The following is a 13,614-nucleotide window of genomic DNA, read 5'->3' as shown; positions in this document are numbered from 1 at the left end:
GTGCAATTCTCGAGGGCCTCCTCGCAGGCGCTCATGGCGCTGTGCGGACGTGAAGGCGTGACGCCCTTCATGGCGCTGCTCGCGGCCTTCCAGGTGCTGCTCTCCCGCTACAGCGGCCAGGATGACATCTGCGTGGGCACGCCCATCGCCGGACGCGACCGCTCCGAGCTGGAGGAGCTGATCGGCTTCTTCACCAACACGCTCGTCCTGCGGGCACGTCCCTCGGGGCGGCTCACGTTCCGCCAGTTGCTCGCCCAGGTGCGAGAGGTGGCGCTGGGCGCGTATGCCCACCAGGACGTCCCCTTCGAGAAGCTGGTCGAGGAGCTGCAGCCCGTCCGAAGCCTGAGCCATACGCCGCTCTTCCAGGTGATGTTCACCCTCCAGCGCGAGGCGAAGACGGCCCAGACGCTGCCGGGCCTGACGTTCCGCCTCGTGCGGGGCGAGGGCCACCAGGCGAAGTTCGACCTCAACCTCACGCTGGCCGAGCTGCCCGAGGGCTTCGCGGGCGCGCTCGAGTACAACACCGACCTCTTCGATGCCGCGACCGCGGCGCGGATGATGGAGCACCTGCGGCTGCTGGTGGACGGGCTCGTGGCCCACCCCGAGCGGTCCCTGGCGGAGCTGCCACTGCTCACCGAAGCGGAGCGGCGCCAGGTGCTGGTGGACTGGAACGACACGCGCGCCGACTACCCGCGCGAGGCCTGCATCCACTCGCTCGTCGAGGCGCAGGCGCTGCGGACGCCGGACGCGGTGGCGGCCGAGTTCGAGGGCCAGCAGCTCACGTACCGCGAGCTGGACCAGCGCGCCAACCAGCTCGCCCACGCGCTGCGCGAGCGCGGAGTGGGCCCGGAAACGCGCGTGGGCCTGTGCGTGGAGCGCTCGCTGGAGATGGCGGTGGGGCTGCTCGGCATCCTCAAGGCCGGCGGCGCCTACGTGCCGTTGGACCCGGGCTACCCGCCCGAGCGGCTCGCCTTCATGCTCGAGGACTCCGCGCCCGCGGTGCTCCTCACCCAGCGGCACCTCCGCGAGCGGCTCCCGCTGAAGGGCACGCCCGCGCTCTGCCTCGATTCGGAGTGGGAGGAGCTCTCCCGCCTGAGCACGGATGCATCGGACCCGGGCGTCCGCGCCGACAACGCGGCGTATGTGCTCTACACCTCGGGCTCCACCGGCCAGCCCAAGGCCACCATCGTCACGCACCGCTCGCTGGGCAATCACATGGCGTGGCTCCTCTCCGCGTTCTCGTTCGGAGCGGCGGACCGTGTGCTGCAGAAGACGCCGCTCAGCTTCGACGCCTCGGTCTGGGAGTGCTGGGCCCCGCTCATGTGCGGTGGGCGGCTGGTCATCGCCGCGCCCGAGGCGCACCGGGACGGTGGCGCGCTGCTGGAGGCGGTGACGCGCGGACAGGTGACGGTGTTGCAGCTCGTGCCGTCGCTGCTGCGAGTGCTGCTGGAGGAGGAGGGACTCTCCCGGGCCACGAGCCTGCGCTGGCTCTTCTGCGGCGGCGAGGCGCTGCCCGTGGAGCTGGAGCACCGGCTGCGCGCGCGGCTGCCCTCGGCCACGCTGGTCAACCTGTACGGCCCCACCGAGGCCACCATCGACGCCACCTCGGCGCGCTGCCCCTCTTCGGGGCCGGGACGGACGGTGCCCATCGGCCGCCCCATCTCCAACACGCAGCTCTACCTGCTGGACGAGTCCCTCCAGCCCGTGCCGGTGGGCGTCCCGGGCGAGCTGTACCTCGGCGGCGAGGGACTGGCGCGCGGCTACCTGCGCCGGCCGGAGCTGACGGCGGAGCGCTTCATCCCCCACCCCTTCAGCGGCTCGCCCGGCGCACGGCTCTACCGGACGGGAGACGTGGCGCGCTACCTGGCGGACGGGAGCGTGGAGTTCCTGGGGCGGAGGGACTCGCAGGTGAAGGTGCGAGGCTTCCGCATCGAGACGGGAGAAATCGAAGCGGCCCTCACGAAGCACCCAGCGGTGCGCGAAACCGTGGTGGTGGTCCGCGAGGACTCGCCGGGAATCAAACGACTGGTGGCCTACGTGGTGCCCACTTCCCCTCTCCCACCGGGAGAGGGACGGGGTGAGGGTATCGCGGCTCCCGGGTTCCCCACCGCGGAACTGCGAACCTTCCTCGAGCAGAAGCTCCCCGAGCACATGGTGCCCGCGGCCATCGTGCCACTCGCGTCCCTCCCCCTCTCGCCCAACGGCAAGGTGGATCGGAAGGCACTTCCTGCCCCGGACGCCGCGCAGGCGGAGCAGGGCCGGGCCTTCGTGGCTCCGCGCAACGAGGTGGAGCAGAAGCTCGCGGAGCTCTGGGCGAAGGTGCTCGGGCGCGAGCGCGTGGGCATCCACGACAACTTCTTCGAGCTGGGCGGCGACTCCATCGTCAGCATCCAGGTCGTCGCGCGAGCGCGGCAGGCGGGGCTGCACCTCACGCCGCGGCAGCTCTTCCAACGCCAGACGATCGCCGAGCTGGCGCCGACGGTGACGGCGGCGAAGAGCGCCCTGGGCGAGCAGGGACCCGTGCAGGGACCCGTGCCGCTCACGCCCATCCAGCAGGACTTCTTCGAGCGGGGCCTGCCGGAGCCGCACCACTACAACCAGGCGGTGCTGCTCGAGCTGCGCGAGCCGGTGGACGCGGGGCTGCTGGAGCAGGCGCTGCGGGCGCTGGTGGAGCACCACGACGCGCTGCGCATGCGCTTCTTCCGCACGGGCGAGGGCTGGGAGCAGCTCAACAGCGGGCCGGGCAACCCGGTGCCGCTGCAGCGGGTGGACCTGACGGCGGTGCCGGAGGCGGAGCGCGGGGCGGCGTTGACGGAGGCGGCCTCGAAGCTCCAGGCGAGCTTGCGGCTGTCCGAGGGCCCGCTGCTGCGCGCGGCACTGTTCGACCTGGGCCCCGGGCAGCCGCGGCGCCTGCTGGTCGTCATCCATCACCTGGTGGTGGACGGCGTCTCCTGGCGCACGCTGCTGGAGGACGTGAGCACCGGCTACGAGCAACTGCGCCGGGGCGAGCCGGTGACGCTGCCGCCGAAGACGACGTCCTTCAAGGCCTGGGCCGAGAAGCTGCGGGCGCACGCGAGCTCCGAGGCGCTGGAGTCGGAGCGGGCCTTCTGGCTCTCCGACAGCCGCCGGCAGGTGCGCCCGCTGCCCGTGGACAAGACGGGGGCCAACACCGCGGCCTCGGCCCGGCACGTGTCGGTGTCGCTCGACGAGGAGGAGACGCGAGCGCTGCTGCGCGAGGTGCCGGCCGCCTACCGGGCCCGTATCGACGACGTGCTGCTGACGGCGCTGGCCCAGGCCCTCGCGGGTTGGACGGGCGAGCAGCGGCACCTCGTGGAGCTGGAGGGCCACGGCCGCGAGGAGCTCTTCGAGGACGTGGACCTGTCGCGCACGGTGGGTTGGTTCACCGCCGTGGTGCCGGTGCTGCTGGAGCCCGCGGCGTCGAGCCCGGGTGCCACGCTCCGGGCGGTGCGGGACGGGCTGCGCCAGATGCCGAACCGGGGCATCGGCTACGGCCTGCTGCGGCACCTCGGCCAGGAGGAGACGGTGCGCGAGCTGCGCGCCCTGCCCCGCGCCCAGGTGCAGTTCAACTACCTCGGCCAGCTGGATGCCACGGCGGCCAGCTCGCCCCTGTTCAACATGGCGCGCGAGCAGAGCGGCTCCACCGTCAGCGCCCGGGGCAACCGGAGTCACCTGCTGGAGGTGAACGGGCTCGTCATCAAGGGGCGGCTGCGACTGAGCTGGACGTACAGCGAGAACGTCCACGAGCCGGCCACCATCGAGTCGCTGGCCCGGGGCTTCCTCGCGGCGCTGCGCACGCTCATCGCCGGGCGCGCGACTCCGGACGCGCTGCGCTACACCCCCGCCGACTTCCCGCTGGCGCGGCTGGAGCCGGGCGCGCTGGACAAGCTGCTGCCGCCCGGACGGCCCATCGAGGACCTCTACCCGCTCTCCCCGATGCAGCAGGGAATGCTCTTCCACTCCATCGTGGGCGCTTCCACGGGCGAGTACTTCCAGCAACTCGGCTGGACATTCCACTCAGCGTTGGAGCTGCCGCTGTTCCGGCGGGCGTGGGAAGCGGTGGTGGACCGGCACCCCATCCTGCGCACGGCGTTCTTCTGGCAGGAGCTCCCGCAGCCGCTCCAGGTGGTGCACCCCCACGTCGAGCTGCCCTGGCACGAGCACGACTGGCGCGGGCTGCCCGCCTCCGAGCAGCAGGCGAAGCTCGAGGCATTCCTCCGGGAGGACCATGCGCGGGGCTTCGAGCTGTCGCGTCCCCCTTTGATGCGTATCACCGTGATGCGGCTGGACGAGCACGTGTACCGCTTCGTCCTGAGCCTGCACCACCTGCTGCTGGATGGGTGGAGCACGGGTCTGCTCATCCAGGAGCTGTTCGGCAGCTACGACGCCCTCCAGCGGGGACAGGCGCTCCGATTGGAACGAGGGCCTGCGTTCCGCGACTTCATCGCGTGGCTGGGCCAGCAGGACGCGGCCCGCACCGAGGCCTGGTGGCGCAACGCGCTGGCGGGGCTCACCGCGCCGACACCGCTGCCGGGCAAGGCCGCGGACCGCACCCGGCGTGAGGCGCCGGAGATGGTCGAGCACGTGCTCGCGGTCCCCGAGAAGTCCACGGCGGCGCTGAACGCCTTCGCGCGGCAGCACGGGCTGACGCTGAACACGCTGCTGCAGGCCGCGTGGGGGCTGCTCCTCGGCCGGTACAGCGGCGAGCAGGACGTCCTCTTCGGAACCACCGTCTCCGGCCGTCCCGCCGAGCTGCCGGGCGTCGAGTCGATGATGGGGTTGTTCATCAACTCGCTTCCGGTGCGGGTCCGTCTGCCGCCGGGAGAGGAGCTCGTCCCCTGGCTGCGAGGGATCCAGACGCAACTGCTGGAGCTCCGCCAGCAGGAGCACAGCTCGCTGCTGCTGGTGCAGGGCTGGAGCGAGCTGCCCCGAGGGCTTCCCCTCTTCGAGAGCCTGCTCGTCTTCGAGAACTACCCGGTGGACGACTCGGTGCGGGAGCGGGCCGGAGGCCAGGACATCCGCGACGTGCAGATGCTGGAGCGGAAGACCTTCCCGCTGAACCTCGTCGTCCTACCCGGCCCCGAGCTGCTGCTGAAGCTCACCGTGGACAGCTCGCGTCTGGACGCGGAGCTCGCCCGGCGGCTGCTCGCGCACACACGCGCGGCGCTGGAAGGCCTGATGGGGCCGGCGAAGCGGCTCGGTGAGGTGTCGCTGTTCTCCGAGTCCGAGCGCCAGCAACTCCTCGTCTCGTGGAACGACACGAAGGCGGAGCTGCCGCGCGAGGCATGCGCCCATCGGCTCTTCGAGGCCCAGGCGGCCCGGACGCCCCAGGCTCCCGCCGTGGCCTTCGGGGGAGAGACCCTCACCTACGCCGCGCTGGACCAGCGGGCCAACCGGCTGGCGCACCACCTGCGCTCGCTCGGCGTGGGCCCGGAGACGCGCGTGGGCCTGTGCCTCGAGCGCTCGCTCGAGGTGCCCGTGGCCATGCTCGCCATCCTCAAGGCCGGCGGCGCCTTCGTCCCGCTCGACCCCACCTACCCGGCCGCTCGCCTGTCCTTCATCCTCGCGGATGCCGGCGTGCCGCTCATCGTCACCCAGGAGAAGCTGGCCGATGAGCTGCCCGCGAGCGCACAGCTCGTGTGCCTCGACACCGACGCCCACGTCCTCGCGCTCCAGCCCGACACCGCTCCGGACGCTGGCGCCAGCGAGGACACCCTCGCCTACGTCATCTACACCTCGGGCTCTACTGGCACGCCCAAGGGCACGCTGCTCATCCACCGCGGCCTGTGCAACACCGCCCTCGCCGCGGTGAAGGCCCACCGCTTCCGCCCCGACAGCCGCGTCCTCCAGTTCGCCTCGCCCGGCTTCGACGCCTCCGTCTGCGAGGTCTTCTCCACCCTCCTGGCCGGCGCCTGCCTCGTGCTCGCCTCGCGCGAGGAGCTGCTGCCCGACGTCCCCTTGCGCACGCTGCTGGAGAAGCACTCCGTCACCGCCGCGACGCTCACGCCCTCCGTGCTCGCGCAGCTCTCCGAGGAGGGCCTGCCGAAGCTGGAGACGATCATCTCCGCGGGCGAGGCCCTCCCCCCGGCGGTGGCGCTGCGCTGGACGAAGGGACGCACCCTGCTCAACGCCTACGGCCCCACCGAGGTCACCATCTGCGCCAGCATCAGCGGGCCGGTGGACCCGGAGCACCTCACCATTGGCCGCCCCTTCCCCAACGTGGCGCTGTACGTGCTCGACGGGGGACTCCAGCCGGTTCCGGTGGGCGCGCCCGGCGAGCTGTACGTGGGAGGCGTGGGCCTGGCACGCGGCTACCTGGGCCGCCCGGAGCTCACCGCCGAGCGCTTCATCCCCCACCCCTTCAGCACCGAGCCCGGTGCCCGCCTCTACAAGACGGGCGACCGCGTCCGTTACCTCGCCGGCGGGCAGGTGGAGTTCCTCGGCCGCGCCGATGAGCAGGTGAAGCTGCGGGGCTTCCGCATCGAGCCGGGAGAGGTGGAAGCCGTCCTGGCCCGCCACCCGGCGGTGCGCGAGGCGGTGGCGCTGGTGCGCGAGGACTCGCCGGGCCAGCCGAGGCTGGTGGCCTACGTCGTCCCGGCCGAGGGCCAGAGCGTCGAGGCCACCGTGTTGCGCGCATCGCTCGAGGAACAGCTCCCCGAGTACATGCTGCCCGCGGCCTTCGTCACCCTGCCCGCGCTGCCGCTGACGTCCAGTGGCAAGTTGGACCGCAAGGCCCTGCCCGCGCCGGAGGGCGTGCGCACCGAGACGGGAACGCCCTTCGTCGCTCCACGCAGTGAGCTGGAGCAGCAGCTCGCGGCGATGTGGTCCGAGCTGCTCGGCGTCGAGCGGATCGGCATCCACGACAACTTCTTCGAGCTGGGGGGACACTCCCTGCTCGCCACCCAGCTCGTCTCCCGGGTCCGCACCACCTTCGAGGTGGAGCTGGATCTGGGCCGGCTCTTCGAGCAGCCCACCGTCGCCGCGCTCGCGCTCCAGGTCATGGATGCGCAGGCGTCGCAGGTGGATGACGAGGAGCTGGAACAACTGATGGCCGCCCTGGAAACAGACGGCGAACCCACCTGATTCGAAGAGGAAGCCTCTCATGAGCACCAAGGCGCGCGATCGGATCGCGGCACTCTCCCCGGAGAAGCAGGACGAGCTGATGCGGAAGCTGCGCGAGAAGAACGCGCGGACGAAGCAGCCGGCCATTCCTCTTCGTCCCAAGGGCACCGCGTCCGCCCCGCTCTCGTTCGCGCAACAGCGGCTGTGGTTCCTGGACCAGCTCGAGCCGGGCAGCGCGACGTACAACCTCCCGGCGGCGGTGCGCATGGAGGGCTCGCTCGACGTGGGCGCGCTGGAGCGCTGCTTCGCCGAGCTGGCCCGGCGCCACGAGTCCCTCCGGACGACCTTCCACGCGGGAGAGGGGGGCGCGGGCACGCAGGTGGTCTCGGAGAGCGCCACGTTGTCGCTGCGCCACGTGGACCTGCGGGAGCTGCCCGCGGAGCAGCGCGAGGCCGAGGCGCGGAAGCTGTCCGCCCTGGAGCTGCAGCGCCCGTTCGAGCTCTCCGCCGGGCCGCTACTGCGCGCGACGCTGGTGAAGCTGGCCGAGCAGGACCACGTGCTGATCCTGGCGATGCACCACATCGTCTCCGACGGCTGGTCCCTGGGCGTGCTGATCCGCGAGCTGGTGATGCTGTACACCGCGTTCTCCCGGGGCCAGCCCTCGCCCCTGCCCGAGCCGGTGCTCCAGTACCCGGACTTCGCCTGCTGGCAGCGCGAGTGGCTCCAGGGCGAGGTGCTGGAGACGCAGCTCGCGTATTGGAAGAAGCAGCTCGACGGAGCCCCACGGGTGCTGGAGCTGCCCACGGATCGGCCGCGTCCGCCCGTCCAGAGCTACCGCGGCGCGAGCCTCTCCGTGCGGCTACCGCGAGAGCTGTCCGAGGCGCTCAAGGCGCTCGGCAAGCAGGAGGGTGCCACGCCGTTCATGGTGCTGCTCGCGGGCTTCGGGGTGCTGCTCCAGCGGTACGCCGGGCAGGAGGACCTGTGCATCGGCACGCCCATCGCCGGACGCAACCGCGCCGAGCTCGAGGGGCTGATCGGCTTCTTCATCAACACGCTGGTCCTGCGCATCCGCGCCGGAGAGGCCCCCACCTTCCGCCAGTTGCTCGCGCAGGTGAAGGAGACCACGGTCAAGGCGTATGCCCACCAGGATCTCCCCTTCGAGAAGCTGGTGGACACGCTCCAACTGGAGCGGGACCTGGGCCGCTCGCCGCTGTTCCAGGTGCTGTTCACCCTGCAGAACGCGCCGATGCCGCAGGTCTCCCAGCCAGGCTTCACGCTGCGCACCGTGGAGGTGGAGAGCGCGACGGCGAAGTTCGACCTCAGCCTCGCCTTCACCGACACCGCCGAGGGCTTCGTCGGCTCGCTGGACTACAGCACGGACCTCTTCGAGGCCTCCAGCGCCGCGCGGATGATGGAGCACCTGAAGGCCCTGCTGGAGGGGCTCGTGGCCCGGCCGGATCAGCGGCTCGGTGAGGTGCCGCTGCTCTCCCCGTCCGAGCGCCGGCAGCTCCTCGTCTCGTGGAACGACACGAAGGCGGAGCTGCCGCGCGAGGCGTGCGCCCATCGGCTCTTCGAGGCCCAGGTGGCTCGGACGCCAGAGGCTCCCGCCGTGGCCTTCGGTGAGGAAACCCTCACCTACGCCGCGCTGGACCAGCGGGCCAACAAGCTGGCGCACCACCTGCGCTCGCTCGGCGTCGGCCCGGAGACGCGCGTGGGCCTGTGCCTCGAGCGCTCGCTCGAGGTGCCCGTGGCCATGCTCGCCATCCTCAAGGCTGGCGGCGCCTTCGTCCCGCTCGACCCGGCGTACCCAGCCGCGCGTCTGTCCTTCATCTTCGGTGACGCGGGCAGCTCCCTCCTCGTCACGCGGAAGGGGCTGCTCGCCTCCGTGCCCGAGGGCATCCGCCAGGTGTGCCTCGACTCCGAGACCCAGGCCCTCGCGCTCCAGCCCGACACCGCTCCGACTTCCGGTACCGGCGAAGACAACCTCGCCTACGTCATCTACACCTCGGGCTCCACCGGCATGCCCAAGGGCACGCTGCTCGTCCACCGCAGCCTGTGCAACACCGCCCTCGCTGCGGTGACGGCCCACCGCTTCCGCCCCGACAGCCGCGTCCTCCAGTTCGCCTCTCCCACCTTCGACGCCTCCGTCTGCGAGGTCTTCTCCACCCTCCTGGCCGGCGCGTGCCTCGTGCTCGCCTCGCGCGAGGAGCTGCTGCCCGACGTCCCCTTGCGCACGCTGCTGGAGAAGCACTCCGTCACTGCGGCGACGCTCACGCCCTCCGTCCTCGCGCAGCTCTCCGCGGAGGGCCTGCCGAAGCTGGAGACGATCATCTCCGCGGGCGAGGCGCTCCCGCAGGCCGTGGCACGGCGATGGACGAAGGGACGCACGCTGCTCAATGCCTACGGCCCCACCGAAGTCACCATCTGCGCCAGCATCAGCGGGCCAGCGGACCCGGAGCACCTCACCATCGGTCGCCCCTTCCCCAACGTGACGCTGTACGTGCTCGACGGCCAGCTCCAGCCCGCGCCGGTGGGCGTGCCCGGTGAGCTGTACGTGGGCGGCGTGGGCCTGGCGCGCGGCTACCTGGGCCGTCCGGAGCTCACCGCCGAGCGCTTCATCCCCCATCCCTTCAGCACCGAGCCGGGGGCCCGCCTCTACAAGACGGGTGACCGCGTCCGTTACCTCGCCAATGGCAACCTCGAGTTCCTCGGCCGCGCCGATACACAGGTGAAGGTGCGCGGCTTCCGCATCGAGCCGGGTGAGGTGGAAGCCGCCCTGCTCCAGCACTCCGCGGTGCGCGAGGCGGTGGTGGTGGCACGAGAGGACGTGCCCGGCAACAAGCGGCTGGTGGCCTACGTCACTGGCGACGCCCAGGCCCTCGGCACCGAGTCCCTTCGTGCCTTCCTGAAGGAGCGGCTGCCCGAGCACATGGTGCCCGCGGCCTTCGTCCCCCTGCCCTCGCTGCCGCTGACGTCCAGCGGCAAGTTGGACCGCAAGGCCCTGCCGGCGCCGGACGCGCGCCCGGAGCTGAAGCAGGCCTTCGTCGCTCCGCGCAACGACGTCGAGCAGAAGCTGGCCACCATCTGGGCGCAGGTGCTCGGGCTGCAGCGCGTGGGCATCCACGACAACATCTTCGAGCTGGGCGGCGACTCCATCTCCAGTCTGCAGGTCATCTCCCGCGCGCGGCAGGTGGGCCTGCACCTCACGCCCAAGCAGATCTTCCAGCGGCAGACGATCGCCGAGCTGGCTCCGCTGGCGACGGCGGCCCAGGCCATCCAGGCCGAGCAGGGAGTGGTGACCGGGCCCGTCCCGCTCACGCCCATCCAGAGGGCCTTCCTCGAGTCGAGCCTCCCGAAGCCGCACCACTTCAACCAGTCGGTGCTGCTGGAGACGCGCGAGCCCGTGGACGCCGCGCTGCTGGAGCGAGCCCTTCGCAAGCTGGTGCAGCACCATGACGCCCTGCGCATGCGCTTCGTCCAGGAGAACGGCGGCTGGCGGCAGGTGAACACCGGGCTGGAGCGGAACGCCTCGGTCCTTCAAATCGACCTCTCCTCGGTGCCGGAGGCCGAGCAGGCCGCGGCGCTCGAGGCCGAGGCCGCGAAGGTGCAGGCCAGCTTCGAGCTGTCCGAAGGACTGCTGCTGCGCGCGGCCCTCTTCCACCGGGGTCCCCAGCGCACGGGGCGGCTGCTGCTCGTCGCGCACCACCTCGTGGTGGACACCGTGTCGTGGCGCACGCTGATGGAGGATCTGGACTCGGCGTACAAGGCGCTCGGCCAGGGCCGGGAGCCCGCGCTGCCGCCGAAGACGACGTCCTTCAAGGCGTGGGCGGAGCGGCTCGAGGCGCATGCGAGGTCCGAGGCGCTGGAGGCGGAGCTGCCCTACTGGCTCTCCGAGGCCCGCCAGCAGGTGCGGCCCCTGCCCGTCGACCAGCCGGGGGGCGTCAACAGCCTCGCCTCCGTGCGCATGGTGACGGCGGCGCTCGATGCCGCGGAGACCCGCCTGCTCTTGCAGGAAGTGCCCGCCGCCTACCGGGCGCGCATCAATGACGTACTGCTGACGGCGCTCGCCCAGGCCTGTGCCGCGTGGACCGGCCAGTCCCGCATGTTGGTGGACCTCGAGGGCCACGGCCGCGAGGACATCTTCGAGGACGTGGACCTGTCGCGCACCGTGGGCTGGTTCACCTCCGTCACCCCGGTGCTCCTGGAGCTTCCGCCCTCGGCCAGCCCGGGCGATGCACTGCGCTCCGTGCGGGACGGTCTGCGCCAGCTCCCGAGCCGGGGCCTGGGACACGGCCTGCTGCGCTCCCTCGGCCGCGAGGAAGTGACGCGAAAGCTGGCCGCGCTCCCGAAGGCACAGGTGGCCTTCAACTACCTCGGACAGATGGACGGGGCCGCGAACAGCTCGCCGCTCTTCGGCCTGGCCCGTGAGTCCGCCGGCGCCGAGCGCGCCTCGGGTGCGGACCGCGGTCACCTCCTCGAGGTCAGCGGTGTCGTCATCGACGGCCAGCTGCGCCTCTCCTTCGCGTACAGCGCCAACCTCCACACCGAAGCCACCCTGCGGGGGCTCGCCAGCGCCTTCGTCGCCTCGCTCCGCGCGATCATCTCCGGACGCACCGCTCCCGACGCGCTCCGCTACACGCCGGCCGACTTCCCGCTCGCCCGGCTCTCGGCGGAGACACTCGATCGGCTGCTGCCTCCGGCCACGCCCATCGAGGACGTCTACCCGCTCTCCCCCCTGCAGCAGGGAATGCTCTTCCACGCCCTGCTCGCGCCCTCGGCGGGCTTCTACTTCGAGCAGCTCTCGTGGGCATTCCACTCGCCCATCGACATGCCGGCCTTCCACCGGGCGTGGGACGCGCTGGTGGAGCAGCACGCCATCCTCCGCACCGGCTTCTTCTGGGATGGCCTCCCCGAGCCCCTCCAGGTCGTCTACCCGCGCGCGGCGCTGCCCTATGAGGAGCACGACTGGCGCGGACTCTCCAAGACCGAGCAGCAGGAGAAGCTCGCCGCCTACATCGCGGCGGATCGCTCGCGAGGCTTGGAGCTGCGCCGTCCGCCCCTGATGCGGCTGGCGGTGATGCGGCTGGACGAGAACGTGCTGCAGTTCGTCTGGAGCCATCACCACCTGTTGATGGATGGCTGGAGCATCGGCCTGATGCTCAACGAGCTGTTCGCCCGCTACGAAGATTTGCGAGCGGGTCGTCAGCGCGCGGCCCGGGTTCCGCCCTTCCGCGACTACATCGAGTGGCTCCAGCAGCAGCCGATCGACCAGGCCGAGGCGTACTGGCGCCAGACACTCCGGGGCTTCACCACGCCCACGCCGCTACCCGCCGCCCGAGCGGTGCCCGCCGGCAGCCAGGCGCGGAGCAAGGAGCGCCGCAAGCTGTTCCTGACGCCCGCCGCGACCGCGGCGCTCAACGCCTTCGCGCGCCAGCACCAGCTCACGTTGAACACGCTGGTGCAGGGCACCTTTGGACTGCTGCTCGGCCGTTACAGTGGTGAGGCCGACGTGGTCTTCGGGACCATCGTCTCCGGCCGCCCGCCCGAGCTGCCCGGCATCGAGCAGATGATCGGCATGTTCATCAACTCGGTGCCCGTGCGGGTCCGCCTCGCGGATGACGAGACGATCCTCCCGTGGCTGCGGCGCGTCCAGGCCCAGCAGACCGAGCGGAGCGCGTACGAGTACACCCCGCTCATGCAGATCCAGGGCTGGAGCGATGTACCCCGAGGCTCGGCGCTGTTCGACAGCCTGCTCGTGTTCGAGAACTACCCGGTGGACGGAGCGGTGCGCGAGCGCGGCTCCAGCTTCGATGTCCGGGACATCGAGACATACGAGCACAACAACTTCCCGCTCGACGCGGCGGTCACGCTGGGCCAGACGCTGGGGCTGCACCTGACGTACGACACCCAGCGTTACGACGGCGCCACCATCGAGCGGCTGTTGAATCACTGGGCGGCCGCGCTGGAGGACGTGATCTCCCGGCCCGAGCGGCGGCTGTCGGAGTTCTCGCTGCTGACGGCGGAAGAGCGGCAGAAGGTGCTGGTGGAGTGGAACGCCACCGCCGCCGACTATCCCAAGGACTCCTGCATCCACGAGTTGTTCGAGGCGCAGGCCGCGCTCCGGCCCGACGCCATCGCCGTCGAGTTCGGCTCCCAGCGCCTGACGTACCGGCAGCTGGACGAGCGCGCCAATCAGCTCGCCCACTTCCTGCGTCGGCAGGGCGTCGGCCCCGACTCCCGCGTCGCCCTGTGCGTTGAGCGCTCGCTGGAGCTCATCGTCTCCCTGCTGGGCATCCTCAAGGCCGGTGGTGCCTACGTTCCCCTGGACTCCTCCTACCCCCGCGAGCGCCTCTGCTTCATGCTCGAGGACTCCAGGCCCCAGGTCCTGGTGACGACGCGCGCTCTTCTCTCCGCACTGCCCACCGAGGGCCTCTGCTCCGTCCTCCTCGATGAGGTGCAGGAAGCGCTGGCCCAGGAGCCGACGTCCGCTCCTCGCTCCGGCGTGCTACCGCAGCACCTGGCGTATATCGACTT

At 71.4% G+C, this 13,614-nt stretch carries 2 protein-coding genes; both read left to right on the top strand.

Going from position 1 to position 13,614, the window contains the following annotated elements; all coding sequences use genetic code 11:
- The gene (locus tag ACJ8AN_RS24785; RefSeq protein ID WP_407757928.1) at window positions 1–7,101 is read left to right on the top strand and encodes an amino acid adenylation domain-containing protein; all 7,101 of its coding nucleotides are present in this window, start codon (window positions 1–3) and stop codon (window positions 7,099–7,101) included.
- A 19-nt stretch (window positions 7,102–7,120) separates the two neighbouring features.
- Window positions 7,121–13,614 (top strand): amino acid adenylation domain-containing protein (locus ACJ8AN_RS24780; RefSeq protein ID WP_407757927.1); only part of this gene is annotated, 6,494 nt, incomplete at its 3' end.

The sequence above is a fragment of the Archangium sp. genome (assembly GCF_045802675.1).
GTDB lineage: Bacteria > Myxococcota > Myxococcia > Myxococcales > Myxococcaceae > Archangium.
This window is presented reverse-complemented; position numbering and strand designations above follow the sequence as displayed.